Raw genomic sequence first — 20704 nt, forward strand, 5'->3', positions numbered from 1 at the left:
ACCGAGACAAAAGATTATTAATACTTTAACAGCGTGACTGTTAAGAAATCTTAAAATCATTAATTTTTAAGCTGTTTATTATTAATAGTCTATTAATTGCTGTATTTTCTCTTTCACTTTTGTCTTCGGAAGATAGCCTTCTTCAAGGGCTACTGCAAAAGGAATTGGGGTTTCAGCACTGCCCAAACGCATAACCGGCGCATCTAAATATTCAAAGCATTCTTCTGAAATAATTGCTGAAATTTCTGAAGCCAAACTTCCAAAAATTGAATCTTCGGTAAGTACTAGTACCTTTCCTGTCTTTTTAACCGAATTTATTATGGCTTCTTTATCTAATGGTTGGAGGCTACGCAAATCAATTAGCTCTACATTCTCCAGTTTCATTTCATTAATAGCATCTAATGCCCAATGAACTCCGGCACCATAGGTGATGATTGTAATTTTTTCTCCCTCTTTTATTACCGAAGCTTTTCCTAAAGGCAAAGTGTAATAGTCTACAGGAACTTCCTGCCTAATGCTTCGGTATAATGCCTTATGTTCAAAAAACAAGATAGGATTAGGATCATTAAAAGCGGTATTTAATAAACCCTTAGCATCATAAGGAAAGGCAGGGTAAATAACTTTTAGTCCCGGGACTTTGGTAAACCAGGCTTCGTTTGTTTGGCTATGAAAAGGTCCTGCTCCTACCCCGGCGCCGCAGGGCATTCTTATCACTACATCGGCATTTTGGTTCCATCTATAATTACTTTTTGCCAGATAATTTACAATGGGATTAAAACCGGAACTCACAAAATCTCCAAACTGCATTTCTACCATAGCCTTCATTCCGCTAATTGATAGGCCCATAGCGGTTCCCACTATAGCCGATTCACAAATGGGAGTATTTCTTACGCGATCTTTACCGAAATCCTCTAAAAGCCTTTCAGTAATTTTAAAAACACCACCATATTCTGCAATATCCTGACCCATTAAAACCAGGGAATTGTGCCGATGCATAGATTGTTTTACAGCCTGGGCAATAGCGTCTATAAATCGAATATTTTCAGTATTAGTATCAGGATTAACTTCCTGGTATACAAATTCCTGGTAAACATCATTTAACTCTTTAGTTTTACTGAATTCTGTAAGGGTTTCTTCATTGGCTTCTTTTAAATTAAGGTCTATTTCAGCCTTAATCTCATCCTTAAAATGAATTTCCTGATCTTCGGTAAGAATATTTTCATCTTGTAAAAACTGTCTGAAATTTTTTAGAGGATCTTTCTGTTCCCAGAATTGCATTAACTCTTCGGGTATATACTTAGTGCCACTAGCTTCTTCGTGGCCACGCATCCTAAAGGTTTTAAACTCCAATAATACAGGACGCGGATTTTCTCTTATACTTTCAGCAATTTCAGAAACTTTAGTGTAAACATCAATTATATTGTTCCCATCTATAATAAGGGATTCCATGCCGTAACCTTTAGCTCTATCGGCCAAATCTTTACAACGGTATTGTTCGGTTGTAGGTGTTGAGAGCCCATAGCCATTATTTTCTATGCAAAACATAACAGGTAAATCCCAAACTGAAGCAATATTAAGCGCTTCGTGAAAATCGCCTTCACTAGTACCTCCTTCCCCGGTAAACACCGCGGTAAGTTTATTTTCTTTTTTTAGTTTATGTGCTAAAGCAATACCATCGGCTACACCAAGTTGAGGTCCTAAATGGGAGATCATCCCAATAATTTTATATTCCTGGGTGCCAAAGTGAAAACTTCTATCCCGTCCTTTTGTGAATCCGTTTTGCTTTCCCTGCCATTGGGAAAAAAGTCGGTTTAAAGGAACTTTTCTGGTAGTAAACACACCCAGGTTTCGGTGCATCGGTAGAATATACTCATCCATGTTTAATGCTTTGGCAACTCCAACAGAAATCGCTTCCTGGCCTATACCGCTAAACCATTTTGAGACTTTTCCCTGTCTAAGTAGAATGAGCATTTTTTCTTCAATTAATCTAGGTTTTAAAAGTGCTACATATAGATCTAATAATTGAACAGAAGAAAGGCTTTTTCTCTCAAATTTTATGGGAGACTTTATGATAGAATTTGACTGCATAAGAATAATTGTTTATCAAATGTAACCAAAATTATAAATGCTAAGAAATATAAAAAGCAACGGCGACTCACGTATTTTTCTTTAACTTTGTGTGTTAATTTATCAAAAACAAAGCAAATTATGGCGATGAATAATATACCCAGTGTAGATCTTGCCGATTTTATTTCTGAAGATCCAAAACGAAAACAAAAATTCGTAGATGAAATTGGGAAAGCTTATGAGGAGATTGGTTTTGTAGCTTTAAAAAATCACTTTTTAGATACTAAGCTAGAGGAGAAATTATATAAAGAAGTGAAAAGCTTTTTTGACCTTCCTTTAGAGGTTAAAAAGAAATATGAAATTGAAGGTCTTGCCGGGCAAAGAGGATATATTTCATTCGGAAAAGAACATGCAAAAGGTAAAAAAGAGGGAGATCTTAAAGAGTTTTGGCATTTTGGACAAGAACCTGATGAAGACGCTAATCTTACTGAAGAATATCCTGAAAATATACAGGTAACAGAGCTCCAGGACTTTAATAAGGTTGGAATGGAAGCTTACCAAATGCTGGAAAAAACCGGTATTTATGTATTAAGAGCTTTAGCTTTATATATTGGCCTGGAGGAGCATTATTTTGATCATTGGGCCAGCAATGGAAATAGTATTTTAAGACCTATCCACTACCCTCCAATTACAGAAGAGCCTAAAGGCGCAGTTAGAGCAGGTGCTCACGGAGATATAAATCTCATTACCTTACTTATGGGAGCTTCTACCGGAGGTTTACAGGTATTAAGAAAAGATGGCGAATGGATTGATGCTGTACCTCAGGAAGACGAATTGGTAATAAATGTTGGGGATATGTTAGAAAGACATACCAATAATAAGCTACGCTCTACGATTCACAGGGTAATTAACCCGCCAAAGGAACAATGGAGCAAGCCAAGATATTCTATTCCTTTCTTTATGCATCCAAGAAGCGAAATGCCCCTGGATTGCCTGGAAGAATGTATAGATGAAGAGAACCCAAAACAATACGAAGATATTACCGCCGGTGATTTTCTACATCAACGCCTGGTAGAAATCGGACTTCTTAAAAAGTAAGTTATGGCTAAGAAAAAACTCGGACTTGAAGATTTGGGTGGTTTTGTTTTTTCTACAAATGATGATTTTGATGGAAATGAACAGGAAGAAACCAATGAAACTTTAGCTCCAAAAGACCAATACTTAGAAGCACATTTTAGCAATAAAGGCCGCGGAGGTAAAACGGTGACCATAATTAAAGGTTTTGAAGGCTCAAATGATGATTTAGTTGTGCTTGGAAAAAAACTGAAGAAAAAATGTGGCGTTGGTGGTTCGGCTAAAGATGGTGAGATAATTATTCAGGGAGACGATCGCGAAAAAATTATGGAACTGCTAAGAAAAGATGGATATAATGTAAAACGAGTAGGTGGCTAATTACTACTTACTTTAAATTCCCCCTATGATCAATAAAGTCTTACATATTATAAATGGTGACAGCTTAACCGAGCAGGTTGAAGAACTTGGCCTCCCTGGAGAAATTGTTGTGTGGCGGGAATTGTTATGTGAAGGCCCCTGTGATAAAGATGTAGGATCTCCAAAATTCATAGAACAGCGTGAAAAATTTTTAAAGGAAGCCTACGATATTTCTGCTGAAAACTATAAAGAGCGCTTTGTTTCCCAGCTTAAAAGGCTGAAAGCAGCCAAAGACTACGACCACGTAGTACTTTGGTTTGAATTTGATCTTTTTTGCCATATCAATATGCTTGCGGCAATTAGTTTTTACCTTGAGCACAAACCACAAGTACCTTTTTACCTGGTATGCAGTAAGCGTCTTAAGGGGGAGAATGAATTTTTGCCGCTTTCCAGCCTTTCAGAAAAAAACTTATTGAACCATTTTAAGCATAAAATTGAGCTTAAAAAAGAGGATCTGGAAATAGCGAGTTTGGTTTGGGAACTTTATTGTGGTAGTGATCCTATGAAACTCAAGAAACAAATAAAGAAAACTTCTAATTTTGAATATCTCTCCAGTTGTATAAGGGCTCATATTGAACGATTTCCCAACAGCAGGACAGGAATTAATTCTTTGGAAAAAAATGTGCTTAAGTTAGTCGAAAACCAGCACATAACTTCTAATAATCAATTGCTGGGATATGCTTTGCAATACCAGGGTTATTATGGATACAGTGATTCCCAAATGGAAAGAGTACTTAATAAATTGAGTATTTTTTATACTATAGAAAACGAAAGGTTGATTTTAACTCAAAATGGTCTGGACGCTCTTGAGAAGAAAAAGAATTTTTACCGCGAGCTTATGAATGATGAGTATTATGGCGGGGCAAAGATTTATGATTTTTTATACGACTCAGATTCACACAAGGTTTTAAAACTATAATATGCCAATAAAAGCGTCAGAATTTATACAAAATAGTGATGGTAGTGTTTACCATTTAAATTTATTACCAGAAAATCTTGCAAATACCGTAATTGTTGTAGGCGATCCCGATCGTGTAGAAAGAATTACGAGGCATTTTGATAAAATTGAATTCAAGACAAGAAAGCGGGAATTTCACACCCAAACGGGATATTATAAAGGAAAACGCATTAGCGTAATTTCTACAGGAATTGGTCCTGATAATATTGATATTGTAATAAACGAGTTGGATGCGCTGGTAAACATAGATTTTAAAACCCGGGAGATCAAAAAAGAGATTACAAGTCTGGATATTATAAGAATTGGTACTAGCGGTTCTATTCAGGAGGAAATCCCGGTAGATTCTTTCTTAATTAGTGAAAGTGCTATTGGCTTTGATGGTCTTTTGCATTTCTACGATAGTGAACATATTCAGGATTTAGAGTTTGCAGAAGCTTTTATCAGGCATTTAGATTGGTTCCCTAAAAAAGCAACACCATATGTGATTGGTGGGAGTGAAAAATTAATAAAATGTATGGAAGGCACTGGTATTTATAAAGGAATCACAGGAACTAATATAGGCTTTTATGGGCCGCAAGGTAGAGTTTTACGTTTAGCCCTGGAAGACGATAGAATGAACGATAAATTAGCTTCTTTTACTTTCAACAATAAAAAGATTACTAATCTAGAGATGGAAACTTCGGCTATTTATGGTTTATCAAAATTATTGGGACATCATGCACTTTCTATGAATGCAGTGATTGCAAATCGTGCAGCAGGAACCTTCTCCAGTGACCCTAAAAAAGCAGTAGATGATTTAATTAAATATACCCTCGAACAATTGGTAAAATAAAAGTGTGCATTATTCCTTATAGTGCTACAAGAAATTTAAAGTATTGAATTTTGGCATTTGAAACGAATACAATAAATTTTCTTAACCAAAAACATTAAATAAACAAAGAGACCGATTCATTTTTAAATGAAACGGTCTCTTCTTGATTATAATAAAAATATAACCATCTTAAATACTAAGATAAACTATAAATCATATCCCAGGTCCTGCAAGGTTTGTACAAGAAGGTCGGTATAATATTGGGCCGTATCCCCACCATTTACTTCATATACATAGGCAAATTCGTTTCTATCAGACAAACCATTACTTCCGCTATAATTACCGGTACCATCTTCCACTGCGTGGATAAGCTCTTCAAAGTTATCAAAAGCCGGATGGCCTTGCGTATTTACCTGGAAAATAATTCCACGATAATAATTCATTGGAAAAGATGCTAATCTTCCGCGTAATACAGACATATCGTTATCGAAATTAGCCGTTCTCGTTGAATTTTCATCCCATATAGCCTGGCCACTATGGTAAGTGGTTTCTGCCTCATCCTGGAATACTACGGCAATAACATTGCCATCTGGAGTATCCCCTTCAATATTAAGCATATCGAATGTACCTTCTGTACCATTTTCAATTACACGAACTTTTGCATCATATTCATCTTCATCATTTCCATAAAGTGGTAATAATGCATCTTTCAATAATGTATTTCTCATAGTTTGTAATGGTGATAAAGTACTGTTCATAGAACCTGAGGAATCAAAATATATATAAATTTCGGTATCCTGATCTATAACCGGCGGTGGACCTCCGTTACCATTATCTCCAAAAATATCTGGAGTATCACCTGAGCTACAGCTACCTGCAAAGAAATGGTAATAATCTACAGCATCTTCACCATCAAAGAGCTCTTTTACATCACTATCGGTAAAGGTGCCCTCTCGCACAATTTCTCCATCTATAGTGATTTCAATGTAGTAATCATCCTGCCCTTCGCCATCTGGTAAAAATAAACATAAAGGATCAGAATATTCATCACCCGCATTGTCTGTTTCTACCTCGTTTTCACCAATGTATAAAACATCACCTGTATTGTCTGTACCAGACCAAATATTCACAGAATAATCAGCTACATAGTGTCTTCCACTTTCATCACACCAGTTACCAAAAATACAGAGTTCAATTCCTTCTACTCCTTCTATATCAAAGAACTGATATCCATATAGATTCACCATGCGATCGTCAAAACAAAGTACAGTAACATCTACATATTTTTTAACTCCGGCTCCTAACTCAATATCCATGGGCAATGCCATATCTACCCAGTCTTCCATTGGGCTACCTGCTCCCGGAGCTACCCAAATTAAGTTATCATTTTCATCATAAACAGCGAAATACTCAAGACTGTAACTACCTGGAATAAGTTCAAGATCAGAAGAATATTCTGTAAAATACTCATCTTCACCATCGTTGTCATAATCCCCAGGTGTTGGATTCACTTCTACCACAAGTGGGTCTTCCATGCTCCCAACATCTTCTGGTCCGGTAAGGACCACGTGAACATAAGCTGGTGCTTCTTCAGAACATTCCGGGATATCCTCAAGAGCTTGTTTGGTAGCCGAGTTTTTAATCAGGTCGTTGACAACGGCCCCAAAAGAAAGCGTGGCTACTTCATCGGTGCCATCTACTACTCCAGGGTTCTCATCTTTACTACATGAAACCATAACTAGTGAAAGTACAGCCATGTACATTAAATAATGCCTAAATCTTTTCATAATTTAAATTTTTGGTTAATAAATTGGTTAAACAATCAATCCAGAATCTCCTGGATCTATATTGAATTTTAGAATAATGAGTAGGGCTACCATTAAGGAATCGTAATAAAAAGTTCCGAACAGATCTTTATTCGTTGAAATAAAAGTACTTAGAAGACTTTATTTTTAATATGGAGGAAAACCCTAATTTTAATAGTATTTAAATGGTTCTCAGAAATCTATAGAAGAGTTGCGGTATATTATTCTAAATTATGATCTAGTAATACCAATACAAAACGGCTAAAAAGATGAGTTTTTCAGCACCCGATTTAACACAATATTAAAGGCGAACCTCTAGCCTTATTTGTATTTTTGATTAAACCACTAATCAATAATGCACGAACCACAAGAAATTCCATTAAGGCATAGAGACCTTAACTGGCTTAGCTTTAACGCTAGGGTTTTACAAGAGGCTGAAGATAAGATCAATCCGCTTTATGAGCGGATTCGTTTTTTAGCAATTTTTTCATCTAACTTAGATGAATATTTTAGGGTAAGGGTGGCGCAGCTTAGGCAGATGAAGCGTGTAGAGAAGAGTATTCGAAAAAAACTAGCTTTAAAGCCTTCTAAAATCACTAAAGAAATCCTGGAGGAAGTAAAACTCCAGCAACATAAATTTGGTGAGATTTATAAAAAGCAAATTTTGCCTGAACTAGCTAAAAATGGTATTCGGCTTCTGGATACTAAACATTTTAATGAGATCCAAAAACAGTTTGCAGCAAAATATTTTAAAGAGAATGTAAAAGCTCATATCAAACCTCGAATAATAGACATTGAGGAAGAAAATGAGCTCTTCTTAGAAAACGCCGAGTTATACTTTGTAGTAGGCTTTACGGATAAAGAAAAACTGGGTATTGTAAATATTCCTGTAGAAACCTGCGGAAGGTTTGTAAAACTGAAAGCTGACGGCGAGGAAAACGCTATTACTTACCTGGATGAGATTATTAGGAATCAGATAAGCAGCTTGTTCCAGGATCAAAATATAGAAGGAGTTTACGAAATTAAACTTTCACGTGATGCTGAGCTTTATATTCAGGATATTTATGAAGGTGTTTTAGCTGAAAAGATTTACGACTCCCTTGCACAAAGAACCGATGGGCAGCCTACCCGCCTCCTGTATGATGCCGAAATGCCTGGTTTTCTATACAAAAAGGTTAGGAAACTCCTGAAACTTGGTAAAATTGATATGATGCCCGGTGGTAAATATCATAATTTCAACGATTTCTTTTCGTTCCCGGATCCTACAAATAATCCCGAGCTGCACTATAAGGAAATGCCAGAAATTGAACATAAAGTTTTGGCTAATTCTAAGAATTACTTCAAGACAATCTCAGAAAAGGACCAGGCGGTTCATTTTCCATATATGTCTTTTGCATATGTAGAAAATTTTCTAGAGCAGGCGGTTAACGATAAAGATGTTACAGCCATTAAAATTTCCTTATATCGGGTTGCCGATGAATCCAGGTTAACCAGTTTGCTATTAAAAGCCCTGGAAAAAGGAAAACAAGTTACTGTTTTTGTAGAAGCAAAAGCCAGGTTTGATGAGGAGAACAATATTATTTGGGGACGTAAATTTGAAGAAAAGGGAGCGAATGTAATTTACTCTTATCCCAAAATTAAAGTCCATTCCAAAATTATGCTGGTACAGCGTATGGAAGATGAAGATCTTGTTAATTATTCTTATATAGGTACGGGGAACTTTAATAGTGAAACTTCAAAAATTTACTGCGATCACGCAATTTTCACTTCTAATAAACAAATAGCAAAAGAATTATCGCGTTTGTTTAAAGTATTGGAGGGCGAATTAATTATTCCGCGGGAAAAGAATCTATTGATCTCCCCTTTTTCCACCCGACAGGAGTTTATAAAGCTTATCTATAACGAAATTGATTACGCCCGGGCAGGAAAAAAAGCTAAGATCATTGCAAAGATGAATAGTCTTGAAGATGCCGAAATGATAGATTTACTGTATAAAGCCAGTAATGCCGGGGTAGAAATTAGATTGCTGGTTCGCGGATTTACTTGTTTAATTCCCGGAATTAAAGGTTTAAGTGAAAATATTTATATTACTAGTATTGTAGATCGCTTCTTAGAGCACGGCAGAATTTATATTTTTGAAAATGGTGGTGACCAGAAGATGTACTATGGTAGCGCCGATTGGATGTCACGTAATTTATCACGTAGAATTGAGGTGCTGTCCCCTATTTTAGATAAAGATGTAGCACGGGAATTTAAAGAAATTCTGGATATTCAGCTGAATGATAACGTAAAAGCGAGAATCCAGGATGCTGATGAAAAGAATGATTATGTACAAAAAGGGGAGAATGAAAAACAGGTGCGGTCTCAGTACGAGATTTATAATTATTTAAAAGAAAAGCATAGTTTATGAAAACAATAAAAGTAGGTGGTGTACCAGAACATTTTAATCTTCCGTGGCATTTATGCATAGAAGAAAAACTTTTTGAAGCAAGAGAACTAAATGTAATTTGGAAAGATTTTCCTGGAGGTACAGGTGCGATGAATCAAGCCTTGCGTTCTGGAGAAATTGATGTAGCGGTAATTTTAACTGAAGGAATTTTAAAAGATATTATTTCCGGAAATGAAAGTAAGATCATACAAACTTATATTGGGAGTCCTTTAGTTTGGGGCATTCATGTGGCTGCTGGTTCAAAATATAAATCGGTTGAAGAGCTTAAAAACACAAAAGCAGCAATCAGTAGAAAAGGTAGTGGCTCACATCTTATGGCTTACGTAAATGCTCAAAGACATCAATGGGATACAGATAATCTACAGTTTGAAATAGTAAAGGATCTGGATGGAGCCGTAAAAGCTTTAAGTGAGGATGATGCCCAATACTTTATGTGGGAGCATTTTACCACCAAACCTTTAGTTGATAAACGTGTTTTTAGAAGATTGGCAGATTGCCCAACACCCTGGCCTTGTTTTGTTATCGCCGCTAGAAACGAAACTTTAAAAAATGAACCAGAGCGCATTAAAAAGATGCTGGAAGTTTTAAATAAAGAAACGAAGCGTTTTAAAGATCTACCTAAGATTGCTGAAAAATTATCAGAAAAATATGGTCAGCAATTAGAAGATATTCAAAAATGGCTTGAAATTACATCCTGGAGCCAGGAGCAAATAACTGACGACGAGATAGAAAAAGTTCAGGATAAATTACTAGAACTTAATTTAATCTCAAAAAAACAACCAGTTTCCGAATTTATTCATAATTTGCAGCCATAATTTATCAATCATTCCTCATTAAATGAAAAAACTATTTTTACCGCTACTTTTACTTGTTTCAACATTAACTTTCGCACAAGAAAGTACATCATTTCACAATGAAACTCCCGATAAAAGGGACATTACTCAAAACGAATTAAGCATTGGAGCCTTAAACCTGGTTGCTTTTGGCGCCCTAGACCTTACCTACGAGCGTATTGTAAACAAAAATTCCAGCTGGGCCATCGAGACCTTTATCCAGGCTTTAAACAAAGACAGGGAATCTGTGGATGATGCTTTTTATAAAGATTTCTCGCTAACCGGGAAATACAAATATTTCTTTGGAGACCGTTACGCCCGCGGATTTTATGTTCACGGTTTCGGAATGCTTTCTAGCGGTGAATATGATTCCTATGTGTCTGATTCAAGTGGTTATGGTTCTTATGAATATCAAGATTACACCGATTTCGCACTTGGATTTGGTTTGGGGGGTAAATTTGTTTCTACCGGTGGTTTCTTCTTAGATTTAGGCGCAGGAATAGGTCGAAATTTATTTACTGAAAAATCTCCAACGATTGTGGGCCAGTTTAACGTAAATGTTGGATTCCGTTTTTAGGATCACCAATTTATAGGTTCTTTTCCGTTTTCCTTTAAATAAGTATTTGCTTTACTAAAATGTTTATTACCAAACCAGTAACCGCGATTTGCGCTTAAAGGAGAAGGATGGCCACTAGTTAAAATAAGATGTTTAGAGGAGTCAATTTTGGCTCCTTTTTTTTGGGCATAACCGCCCCAAAGTAAAAAAACCACATTTTCTTTTTCTGCCGAAATAACTTCAATAACCCTATTAGTAAATTGTTCCCAGCCTTTCTTTTGGTGAGATCCCGCCTGGTGAGCCCTGACAGTAAGTGTAGCGTTCAATAATAAAACACCCTGATTCGCCCAGTGTTCCAGATTTCCGGAATCTGGCACAGGCTTTCCAAGATCATGCTTTATTTCCTTAAAAATATTTTGAAGTGACGGTGGCGAAGGAATTCCATCATTAACCGAGAATGAAAGTCCGTTGGCCTGTCCCACACCGTGGTAAGGATCCTGGCCTAAAATCACCACTTTAGTTTTAGAAAATGTAGCATGATCAAAGGCTGAAAAAATATCCTTTCCCTGTGGATAGCAGGTGTTTTCGTTATATTCTGCTTTCACAAAGTTTATAAGATCTTTAAAGTAATCTTTTTCAAATTCATCAGCTAATTCTTTTTTCCAGCTAGGGTGTATCGCTACCTTCATTTTATTAAGTAAATTTGCAGAGCCTCAAAAGTAGGGAAATTTATTTATGATTAAAATTGCACCAAAAAGCCTTATAGACCTTGAATTTCCTGTTGTTTGTCAGCAAATTTCAGACTTATGCATCACAGGACCGGGCAAGGAGAAAGCTTTAAAACTTCAGCCTTATAAAACAGGAAACGCAAGCATTTTTGGACTTCATCAAACCAATGAGTATGTAAGTTCTAAAACAAGGGAAAGTAGAATTCCTAATCATGGCTTTGAAACTATAAAAAACGAACTACGCACTTTAGAGATAGAAGATTCTATTTTGGAAGTGGGTAGCTTCAGGAAAATCTCCAGTCTTTCTGAAACGGTAAACACTCATATTAAGTTTTTTAGAAAATTTGAGGAGTACTATCCCAGTTTATATCAAACCACTTCAGAAGTAGAATATACCAAAGAAATTGTAGAAAATATTGGTCGTGTAATCGATAAATTTGGGGAATTAAAAGATGATGCCTCTCCCCTTTTGCAATCGGTTAGACGTTCTATCAATTCAGTAAAGGGCCAGATAAACTCTAGTTTTGCAAAAGCGCTTACCACTTATCATTCTTACGGATATTTAGATGAAATTCGGGAAAGTGTGGTAGAAAATGTAAGGGTTTTGGCGGTAAGCGCAATGCACCGCCGTAAGGTTAAAGGTGGAATTTTAGGTAACTCTAAAACCGGGAGCATTGTTTATATTCAACCAGAAGCGACTTACCAATATACCCGTGAGCTCAATAATCTTGAGTATGAAGAAAAGGAAGAGATCAAACGGATTTTAAAAGAATTAACCAATAGAATAAGACCGTTTAAACCGCTACTAATAGATTATCAGAATTTGCTTTGCGAGATAGATGTAATTGCAGCAAAAGCAAAATATGCTGAAATGACTAACGGATTACTTCCTAAAATCACTAAAGAGCGCGAAATTCAGCTTAAAGATGCCTATCATCCATTGCTTTATTTAAGCAATAAGAAAAAAGGCGATAAAACCTATCCGCAAAGCATTGAACTCGCAAAAGACAATAGAATTATTGTGATCTCGGGTCCTAACGCCGGTGGAAAAAGTATCACTTTAAAAACCGTAGGCTTGCTGCAGGTGATGCTGCAAAGCGGGATTTTAGTGCCGGTACACGAATATAGTAGAATGTGTCTTTTTGAAAAAATACTTACTGATATTGGAGACAATCAATCTATAGAAAACCATTTGAGTACGTATAGCTACCGACTTAAGAATATGAATTATTTTCTTCGGAAATGTGATGATAGAACACTTTTCCTAATTGATGAATTTGGAACCGGAAGTGATCCCGAACTTGGCGGTGCTTTAGCTGAAACATTTCTCGAGGTTTTTTACGAAAAGGAATCTTTTGGAATTCTCACTACGCATTATGCTAATTTAAAAAAACTAGCGAACGAAATGCCGAATATGAGCAACGCCAATATGCTTTTTGATTCGAATAGTTTGGAGCCTATTTTTAAACTTCAAGTTGGTGAAGCCGGTAGCTCATTTACATTTGAAGTAGCCCAAAAAAATGGGATTCCTTATAGCCTGATTAATCGATCTCGTAAAAAAGTTGAAAAAGGAAAAATAAGGTTTGACCGCAGTATAGCTAATCTTCAAAAAGAACGTTCTAAGCTGCAAAAAACAACAGACTCTTTAAAGACAAAAGAGTTGAAAGCTGCCCAGGAAAAAGATAAACTTGAAGAAACCAACACCAGGATTCAGCAGAAACTGGAAAGTTATCAGGAATTATATGATAGCAACCAGAGACTTATTTATATGGGCCAAAAGGTGAATGAACTCAGTGAGAAATATTTTCAGAATAAAAAGAAAAAAGAACTGATTGCTGAATTTCTGAAATTTGTAGAGATAGAAAATTCTAAACGCAAAAAGGAATCGGCCAAAGAGCGAAAAATACAGAAGGCGAAAGAGAAAAAAGTTCAGCAAGAAGTTAAAAAAGAGGTTTCAGTTATACGGAAAAAGAAAAAAGAAGAAAAGGCTAAAATCACTGAAAAAGAACGCCTGGAAGCGAACAAACCTAAGGTTAATCCTAAGATTGGCGATAGGGTTAGATTAGAAGATAGTCGCTCTGTTGGAACATTAGATAAAATAGAAAAAGGAAAAGCCACGGTAAACTACGGAATGTTCACTACACAGGTAGATATTGAAAAACTGGAACTGGTACAGGCAATGAAAAAGAAATAAAATGGAATTACCAAAAGATAAAAAAATTGTTCTTTTTGATGGCGTGTGCAATCTTTGCAACGGCGCGGTTACTTTTATCATTAAACACGATAAAAAAGATATATTTCGTTTTGCATCCTTACAAAGTGAACTTGGAAAAAACCTGGTAGCCGAAAGAGGAATGGATCCTGAAGACTTAGACTCTATAATCTTAATTGATCCCGGCGTGGCTTATTACAACAAATCTACCGCTGCCCTGGAGATTTCCAGGGAACTTTCTGGCGGTTATTCTTTTCTTAAAAACTTATTATTTATCCCTGAAGGATTACGAGACGGCATCTACAATTTTGTAGCTAATAATCGCTATAAATGGTATGGCAAAAAAGATTCCTGTATGATACCTACCCCAGAGTTAAAGGGTAAATTCCTTGATTAAGTTTTTTCCTTCTCTTTTATTTTATTAGTAGTCTAATCTTCATCTCGCTTGGGGTGGTAATCATCATCCCATTCTTTTACATTTGGTGGCCCCATCTTGTTTACAGATTTAGCAACCATAAGAGAAACTGCGGCATCACCGGTTACATTTACAGTTGTTCGACACATATCCAGAGGCCGGTCTACTGCAAATATAAGCGCCAATCCTGCTTCCGGAATTCCCGCTTGTGCGAGTACTATTACAAGCATCACCATTCCCGCTCCTGGCACAGCTGCAGAGCCTATGGATGCTAAAGTAGCGGTAGCTATAATTCCAAGTTGCGCAGCAAAGCTAAGGTCCATACCAAACGCTTGTGCAATAAAAACGGCTGCAACAGCCTGATAAAGACTTGTACCATCCATATTAATTGTGGCTCCAATTGGTAGAACAAAGCTGGATACTTCAGGGCTAACGCCCATATGCTCCTCTACCCGCTCCATAGTTACCGGTAAGGTTGCGGCACTGGAACTGGTTGAAAAAGCTAATAATTGCGCAGGCGCTATTCCATTTATAAAGAAGGATGGTTTGTTTTTAGTAACAATCCATACCAATAAAATGTAAAACCCAATCATTAAAGCCAAACCTATAAGTACAGTTACACCATACATGGCCAGGGCAGCAAAAAGATCGGTACTTGGGGATTCTACGACCAATGCAGCTAATAATGCAAATACACCGTAAGGTGCAGCCAACATTATTAAATCAATCATTTTGAGAATTACTTCATTAAAACCATCAAAGAAGTCTTTTACCGGTTTTGCTGCTTTTTCAGGAATAAGAATAAGTCCAATTCCAAAGAAAATAGCGAAGAAAATAACCTGTAACATATTGGCATTATCACCTGCAGCGGCAAAAATATTATCTGGAACAATATCTTCTAAAGCCTGTAATGGCCCAGATTCTCTTTGCTTATCGGCATTGGCCTTAATACCTGAGGCATCACCTTCGTAACTTGTTATTAAATCTTGTTGTGTTTCTGCTGTAATAGCATTCCCCGGTTTAATAAGGTTCACCATACCAAGACCTATAGAAACTGCTATTACAGTGGTAAAAATATAAATACCAATAGTACGTGCTCCCATTTTAGAAAGCTTGGAAATATCTTTAAGGTCTGAAATTCCTTTAATTAAAGAGGCCAAAATAAGTGGTACAGCTATAAGTTTCAGCGCATTGATAAAAATATTACCAAAGGGTTTTATCCAATCTCCAACAAACTCTTCTCCCCAGCTAAAATTTGTAAGAACAAGGGCAAATACAACCCCTGCAGCCATTCCAAGTAAAATCTGCCAGTGCAGTGCAAGTTTCTTCATGCGATATAAATTTCAGGATTTAAATCAATTAAATTTTTGAACTTTTATTCTGAAGTAAGTAATCGGCAATCACCAATGCTGCCATAGCTTCAACTATAGGCACAGCTCTTGGTACCACACAGGGATCGTGTCTTCCTTTTCCCTGCATTTCAACATTTTCGCCTTTTTTATTTATAGTTTCTTGTTTTTGCATAATCGTAGCCACCGGTTTAAAGGCTACATTAAAATAAATGTCCATCCCATTAGAAATCCCACCCTGTATTCCTCCGCTTAGGTTAGTTTGGGTAGATCCATCTTCATTAAAGAGATCGTTATGCTCGCTACCTTTCATTTTAGTGCCTTCAAAACCGCTTCCGTATTCAAAACCTTTAACCGCATTTACGGAAAGCATTGCTTTTCCTAATTCGGCGTGTAGTTTATCAAAAACGGGTTCTCCCAGACCTTTCGGCATGTTCTTGATCACGCACTGTACAGTACCTCCTACCGTATCTCCGTCTTTTTTAATCTTTTTTATATATTCTTCCATTTTTGCTGCTGAAGCTGGATCTGGACAGCGTACGGCGTTTGTTTCAATAAGCGAAAAATCAAGCTCTTCTATACTTTTATCCATGCCTATCTTTCCTACCGAAGCTGTAAAGGCATTAAACTGAATATCCTTTAAAAATTGCTTGGCTATAGCACCGGCCACTACCCTAGAGGCAGTTTCCCGCGCAGAAGATCTTCCGCCTCCCCTGTAATCGCGCACGCCATACTTTTCATCATACGTATAATCGGCGTGGCTGGGACGATAGGTATCTTTTATATGTGAATAATCTTTAGATTTCTGATTGGCATTTTTAATTACAAAACCAATTGGGGTACCCGTGGTTTTTTCTTCAAAAATTCCAGAATAGAACTCTACGGTATCAGGTTCTTTTCTTTGCGTTACAATAGAAGATTGGCCAGGTTTTCTTCGATTAAGCTCAGTTTGAATTTGTTCTAAATCTAATTGAATTCCAGCCGGACACCCGTCTATTATTCCGCCAATTGCCTGCCCGTGGGATTCTCCAAATGTGGTAAGTTTAAATAATTTTCCGAAGGAATTTCCTGCCATTTTTTTGATTTTGAACAAATGTAATTTTTTCAGACAATATTTAAAAATGTATCTCCATTTAATATTAATCTAACAAAAAGCTGACATATTAATGATTTGGTAAATATTCAATAAAATTAATTGAAGATATTAAACTGCTGTTTTAGTGTTATTTGTATAAAAAGAAACATAGTATTGTTTAGTAAGAGAAAGCCAGAAATAGTAGTGATTTCAGATGTGCACCTAGGAACCTTTGGTGCTCATGCCGCAGAACTATGCGAATATCTGGGAACCATACAACCTAAAAAGCTAATTCTTAACGGAGATTTTATTGATATTTGGCAGTTTAGAAAAAGTTATTTCCCTAAATCTCATCTAGAAGTAATTAAAAAGATTATTGATCTTAGTAATACCGGTACAGAGGTGGTTTATATTACCGGTAATCACGATGAGTTTTTAAGAAAATTTAGTGATTCCCAAATTGGGGATCTACGAATTACCGATAAATTAGTCTTAGACCTGGATGGTAAAAAAGCCTGGTTTTTTCACGGAGATGTATTTGATGTTGGAATTCACAAAGCAAAATGGATCGCTAAACTTGGTGGTTGGGGCTACGATTTATTGATCTTGATGAATCGTTTTTTAAACCTGATTTTGGTAAAAATGGGTAAAAAAAAATATTCACTCTCTAAGAAAATTAAAAACAGTGTAAAAAATGCTGGGAAGTTTATAGCTAACTTTGAGAAAACAGTATCAGACCTGGCCATTGAAAATGAATATAAATATGTTATTTGTGGCCATATTCACCAGCCTAAGATTATTAGGAAAACCACTAAAAAAGGAACTTGCTTATATTTAAATTCAGGAGATTGGCTAGAAAACCTTAGTGCTCTTGAGTATGAAAATGAGAAATGGAACCTTACCTATTATAAAGAACTAAAGCCGCTACAAAAACCTCTTGTAGCGGCAGTAACCATTTTTAAAAGAGATTAAACCAAAGCTTCCCTTAAAATACTCACCGGATGCTTCGCATTTCTTTTTGTCCCGTCAAAAATTTGATGTCGGCAGCTCGTTCCATTAGCTGAGATCACGGTTTCTACAGGTGCTTTTCTAACTGCCGGGAACAAGGTTTGTTCACCAATATTCATACTTACTTCGTAATGCTCTTTTTCATAACCAAAAGAACCTGCCATACCACAACAACCCGATGGGATTATACTTACTTTAAAGTTCTTCGGAAGATTAAGTAGGTCAAATGTCACTACTGTATTAGAAAGCGCTTTTTGGTGACAATGCCCATGTATTTTAATAGTTTTTTCTTCTGAAGTAAATTGGCCAGGGTTTATATTACCAAGTGCGATTTCCTTTTTTAGGAATTCTTCAATTATAAAAGAGTTCTTTGCCAGGTTTTCGGCTTCTGGTTTATTGTTGGCTAGACGTAAATATTCATCCCGAAAAGTTAAAATTGCAGATGGCTCCAAGCCAATTAAAGGAGTTTCTTCAGAAATTATATCTTTAAAAATATTGATGTTTTTATTTGCAAAAACCTTTGCTTCTTCTAAAAAGCCTTTCGAGATATGGCTTCTGCCGCTTTCTTCGTGTTTTATAATCTCTACCCGATAATTGAGATGATATAGTAACTCGAGTGCATCAATACCAATTTCTGAATCCAGGAAATTAGTAAATTCGTCATTAAAAAAATACACTGTTTTGATAGGTTTTTCTATCTGAAAACGCTGTTTATTCTTTTTATAATAATTTGAAAGTGTTTGTTCTGCTAAATTTGGGAGATTTCTTTCTGGAGCAACCCCCATTATTTTTTTAGCGATACCGGAAGTCACTGAGTTTTTAAAGAAAAAATTAGCTATTCCCGGAGTTTTTGAGGCAATACCATTCATTTTTCCATTATTTGCAAAAAGCTTACTCCTTAAACTTTTTCCGTTTTCCTTTTGATACTGGTATTGAAATTCGGCTTTTAGAGCAGCTACATCTACACTGGATGGACATTCGCTTTTACAACCTTTACAACTAATGCAAAGATCAAAAGCTTCTTTTATTTCCTCGTGATTAAACCTATTACTTTTATCTGAATTGGTTAAAAATTCCCGTAATGTATTTGCCCGGGCGCGTGTGGTATCTTTTTCATCCTTGGTAGCACGATAACTTGGGCACATGGTACCGCCCGATTCCGCCGATTTTCGGCAATCGCCGCTACCGTTACATTTCTCAGAAAGCTTTAAAATCCCTTCCGATTCAGAAAAATCCATCAAGGTAGAAATCTCCGGCTCTTTTCTATCAACCTCATACCTTAAGGAGGTATCCATTGGAGCGGTATCTGTTATTTTTCCGGGATTAAAAATATTATGAGGATCAAAAGTGAACTTAATATCCCGAAGTAGTTCATAATTTTTAGAGCCAATCATCATTTCAATAAACTCAGCTCTTACCCTACCGTCTCCATGCTCACCGCTTAAAGAGCCGTTATATTTTTTCACTAATTTGGCAACATCGGTAGTGATACTTCTAAAGAGCTTTACGTCTTCAGATTTTTTTAAATTTAATATTGGGCGTAAATGTATTTCACCGGCTCCGGCGTGTGCATAATACACCGCATCCTGCCCGTAATTTTTCATTATCTCGGCAAATTCTGAAATATAATCGGCGAGGTAAGGAATGGCTACTGCCGTATCTTCTATACAGGCTACAGCTTTCTTATCTCCTACAATATTACCCAAAAGTCCAAGTCCGGCCTTTCGTAATTCCATAGCCAGGTCTATTTGCCCACCCATTAAAACAGGGTAAGCATAACTTAAATTAGCCTCTTTTAAGGTATCTAAGACCCTTCGACTTTGTTCCTGGACTTCTTCAGTAGTATTTGCCCTAATTTCCAGCATTAAAATTGCCTTAGGATCGCCTTCTATAAAAAATCGGTTTTCCTTATATTTTAAATTTTGTTTAGTACAATCAAGGATAGTTTTATCCATCATTTCGCAAGTAAACAGCGAATGTTTCATTACCGGAACTACGGCTTGCATACAGCTCTCTATGCTGTCAAAATGGGCAGCGATCATCGCTGCCTGTGGTGGTTGAAGCTCATCCAGTTTTAAGGTGATCTCAGTAGTAAAAGCTAGCGTGCCTTCACTCCCACATAATAATTTACATAGGTTTAAAGCTTCGTTAGAATCTTCAGAAAAAACATCGGCATAGAGTAATTCATCTATTGCGTAACCCGTATTCCTTCTATGTAAGCTCTTAGGTGGAAACTTTGCTATAAGTTCGTTTTTATTTTCTTCGGAAGAGAGTTGCTCATTTATTTTTCGGTAAATCTCACCTTCCAGGTTCTGCAGTTTTAATTTTTCCTGAAATTCTTCTGCAGAAATATCTTTAAATTCAGCTTCGGTGCCGTCACTTAAAATAGTCTTTAAAGAAACCAACTTTTCCCGGGTTGTACCGTATTTTATAGAGGTAGTTCCACTGGAATTATTTCCTACCATTCCGCCAATCATGCATCGGTTTGAGGTTGATGTATTTGGGCCAAAAAACAAACCGTATTCTTGCAATACTCTATTTAAATCATCGCGAATTACTCCTGGCTGTAAACTTACCGTTTTGGCTTTATCATCAATATTTAGAATTTTTGTAAAATGTTTAGAAACATCTACTACAATCCCATCTCCCACACACTGGCCCGCCAAAGAAGTTCCGGCTGTTCGCGGTATAAGTGAAGTTTTATTAGTTTTCGCAAATTTTATTAATAGTTTTAAATCTTGCTCGTTTTTGGGGTAACAGACTGCTAAAGGCATTTCGCGGTAAACAGAAGCATCTGTTGCATAAATGGAACGCCATAATTTATCGTCATATAACTGACCCTCAATTTCCTGAGCTAATTGGTGAAGTTTTGCTTTCATAATTGTGGATAAAAATAGAGAATTTCTCCTAAAGGGCTTAACAGATTTTTAAGCAATATTAACAATAG

At 36.4% G+C, this 20704-nt stretch carries 16 protein-coding genes; 10 read left to right on the forward strand and 6 right to left on the reverse strand.

Annotation, left to right across the window (positions count from 1 at the left end):
- Positions 1–81: 81 nt before the first annotated feature.
- A complete protein-coding gene (locus B5X51_RS01100; protein ID WP_079719022.1) occupies positions 82–2088 on the reverse strand; it encodes an alpha-ketoacid dehydrogenase subunit alpha/beta in 2007 nt (668 codons plus the stop codon).
- Between the two features lie 126 nt (positions 2089–2214).
- Here B5X51_RS01100 and B5X51_RS01105 point away from each other — a divergent pair, with 126 nt between their 5' ends.
- Genes B5X51_RS01105 through B5X51_RS01120 form a run of 4 tightly spaced genes read left to right on the forward strand, consistent with a single transcriptional unit; the run spans position 2215 to position 5348 of the window.
- A complete protein-coding gene (locus tag B5X51_RS01105) occupies positions 2215–3165 on the forward strand; it encodes an isopenicillin N synthase family dioxygenase (RefSeq protein WP_079719655.1) in 951 nt (316 codons plus the stop codon).
- A gap of 3 nt (positions 3166–3168) precedes the next feature.
- Positions 3169–3519: a translation initiation factor gene (locus tag B5X51_RS01110; protein WP_079719023.1), complete on the forward strand. Its 351-nt coding sequence runs from the start codon at positions 3169–3171 to the stop codon at positions 3517–3519.
- A gap of 25 nt (positions 3520–3544) precedes the next feature.
- Positions 3545–4477 carry a DUF1835 domain-containing protein gene (locus B5X51_RS01115; protein ID WP_079719024.1) on the forward strand — a complete coding sequence of 311 codons (933 nt, stop codon included), beginning with the start codon at positions 3545–3547 and terminating at the stop codon, positions 4475–4477.
- A 1-nt stretch (position 4478) separates the two neighbouring features.
- Positions 4479–5348: a nucleoside phosphorylase gene (locus tag B5X51_RS01120; protein WP_079719025.1), complete on the forward strand. Its 870-nt coding sequence runs from the start codon at positions 4479–4481 to the stop codon at positions 5346–5348.
- Between the two features lie 185 nt (positions 5349–5533).
- Here B5X51_RS01120 and B5X51_RS01125 read toward each other — a convergent pair whose 3' ends face one another.
- Positions 5534–7114: a hypothetical protein gene (locus tag B5X51_RS01125; RefSeq protein ID WP_139374812.1), complete on the reverse strand. Its 1581-nt coding sequence runs from the start codon at positions 7112–7114 to the stop codon at positions 5534–5536.
- A gap of 373 nt (positions 7115–7487) precedes the next feature.
- On the opposite strand from B5X51_RS01125, the gene ppk1 reads away from it, so the two are divergent.
- The 3 genes from ppk1 to B5X51_RS01140 are packed head-to-tail and all read left to right on the forward strand — an operon-like array spanning position 7488 to position 10991.
- Positions 7488–9542 carry a polyphosphate kinase 1 gene (gene ppk1 / locus B5X51_RS01130; RefSeq protein ID WP_079719027.1) on the forward strand — a complete coding sequence of 685 codons (2055 nt, stop codon included), beginning with the start codon at positions 7488–7490 and terminating at the stop codon, positions 9540–9542.
- Positions 9539–10396, forward strand: a complete 858-nt coding sequence (locus B5X51_RS01135; protein WP_079719028.1) for a substrate-binding domain-containing protein — start codon at positions 9539–9541, stop codon at positions 10394–10396. Before ppk1 ends, B5X51_RS01135 begins: the two co-directional genes overlap by 4 nt.
- Before the next feature lie 22 nt (positions 10397–10418).
- Positions 10419–10991 carry a hypothetical protein gene (locus B5X51_RS01140; protein WP_079719029.1) on the forward strand — a complete coding sequence of 191 codons (573 nt, stop codon included), beginning with the start codon at positions 10419–10421 and terminating at the stop codon, positions 10989–10991.
- Positions 10992–10993: 2 nt separating this feature from the next.
- On the opposite strand, the gene B5X51_RS01145 is transcribed toward B5X51_RS01140, so the two are convergent.
- Entirely contained in the window at positions 10994–11659 is a 666-nt protein-coding gene (locus B5X51_RS01145; protein WP_079719030.1) for a uracil-DNA glycosylase, read from the reverse strand.
- Positions 11660–11705: 46 nt separating this feature from the next.
- Between B5X51_RS01145 and B5X51_RS01150 the strand changes: the two genes are divergently transcribed.
- On the forward strand, positions 11706–13892 hold the full coding sequence (locus B5X51_RS01150; RefSeq protein ID WP_079719031.1) for an endonuclease MutS2: 2187 nt from the start codon (positions 11706–11708) through the stop codon (positions 13890–13892).
- A gap of 1 nt (position 13893) precedes the next feature.
- Complete coding sequence (locus tag B5X51_RS01155) at positions 13894–14307, forward strand: thiol-disulfide oxidoreductase DCC family protein (RefSeq protein ID WP_079719032.1); 414 nt, start codon at positions 13894–13896, stop codon at positions 14305–14307.
- Between the two features lie 32 nt (positions 14308–14339).
- On the opposite strand, the gene B5X51_RS01160 is transcribed toward B5X51_RS01155, so the two are convergent.
- Positions 14340–15656, reverse strand: a complete 1317-nt coding sequence (locus B5X51_RS01160) for a dicarboxylate/amino acid:cation symporter (RefSeq protein WP_079719033.1) — start codon at positions 15654–15656, stop codon at positions 14340–14342.
- Between the two features lie 28 nt (positions 15657–15684).
- Complete coding sequence (aroC, locus tag B5X51_RS01165; RefSeq protein WP_079719034.1) at positions 15685–16749, reverse strand: chorismate synthase; 1065 nt, start codon at positions 16747–16749, stop codon at positions 15685–15687.
- Positions 16750–16923: 174 nt separating this feature from the next.
- On the opposite strand from aroC, the gene B5X51_RS01170 reads away from it, so the two are divergent.
- Positions 16924–17721, forward strand: a complete 798-nt coding sequence (locus B5X51_RS01170; RefSeq protein WP_079719035.1) for a UDP-2,3-diacylglucosamine diphosphatase — start codon at positions 16924–16926, stop codon at positions 17719–17721.
- Here B5X51_RS01170 and B5X51_RS01175 read toward each other — a convergent pair.
- On the reverse strand, positions 17718–20636 hold the full coding sequence (locus tag B5X51_RS01175; protein WP_079719036.1) for an FAD-binding and (Fe-S)-binding domain-containing protein: 2919 nt from the start codon (positions 20634–20636) through the stop codon (positions 17718–17720). The genes B5X51_RS01170 and B5X51_RS01175 overlap by 4 nt on opposite strands.
- Positions 20637–20704 lie beyond the last annotated feature (68 nt).

Source organism: Salegentibacter holothuriorum, assembly GCF_900168045.1.
Lineage (GTDB): Bacteria > Bacteroidota > Bacteroidia > Flavobacteriales > Flavobacteriaceae > Salegentibacter > Salegentibacter holothuriorum.

Bases quoted from the DNA above. Each gene is read 5' to 3' on its own strand.
- B5X51_RS01100 (WP_079719022.1), bottom strand. From the start codon at position 2,088: ATGCAGTCAAATTCTATCATAAAGTCTCCCATAAAATTTGAGAGAAAA.
- B5X51_RS01105 (WP_079719655.1), top strand. From the start codon at position 2,215: ATGAATAATATACCCAGTGTAGATCTTGCCGATTTTATTTCTGAAGAT.
- B5X51_RS01110 (WP_079719023.1), top strand. From the start codon at position 3,169: ATGGCTAAGAAAAAACTCGGACTTGAAGATTTGGGTGGTTTTGTTTTT.
- B5X51_RS01115 (WP_079719024.1), top strand. From the start codon at position 3,545: ATGATCAATAAAGTCTTACATATTATAAATGGTGACAGCTTAACCGAG.
- B5X51_RS01120 (WP_079719025.1), top strand. From the start codon at position 4,479: ATGCCAATAAAAGCGTCAGAATTTATACAAAATAGTGATGGTAGTGTT.
- B5X51_RS01125 (WP_139374812.1), bottom strand. From the start codon at position 7,114: ATGAAAAGATTTAGGCATTATTTAATGTACATGGCTGTACTTTCACTA.
- ppk1 (WP_079719027.1), top strand. From the start codon at position 7,488: ATGCACGAACCACAAGAAATTCCATTAAGGCATAGAGACCTTAACTGG.
- B5X51_RS01135 (WP_079719028.1), top strand. From the start codon at position 9,539: ATGAAAACAATAAAAGTAGGTGGTGTACCAGAACATTTTAATCTTCCG.
- B5X51_RS01140 (WP_079719029.1), top strand. From the start codon at position 10,419: ATGAAAAAACTATTTTTACCGCTACTTTTACTTGTTTCAACATTAACT.
- B5X51_RS01145 (WP_079719030.1), bottom strand. From the start codon at position 11,659: ATGAAGGTAGCGATACACCCTAGCTGGAAAAAAGAATTAGCTGATGAA.
- B5X51_RS01150 (WP_079719031.1), top strand. From the start codon at position 11,706: ATGATTAAAATTGCACCAAAAAGCCTTATAGACCTTGAATTTCCTGTT.
- B5X51_RS01155 (WP_079719032.1), top strand. From the start codon at position 13,894: ATGGAATTACCAAAAGATAAAAAAATTGTTCTTTTTGATGGCGTGTGC.
- B5X51_RS01160 (WP_079719033.1), bottom strand. From the start codon at position 15,656: ATGAAGAAACTTGCACTGCACTGGCAGATTTTACTTGGAATGGCTGCA.
- aroC (WP_079719034.1), bottom strand. From the start codon at position 16,749: ATGGCAGGAAATTCCTTCGGAAAATTATTTAAACTTACCACATTTGGA.
- B5X51_RS01175 (WP_079719036.1), bottom strand. From the start codon at position 20,636: ATGAAAGCAAAACTTCACCAATTAGCTCAGGAAATTGAGGGTCAGTTA.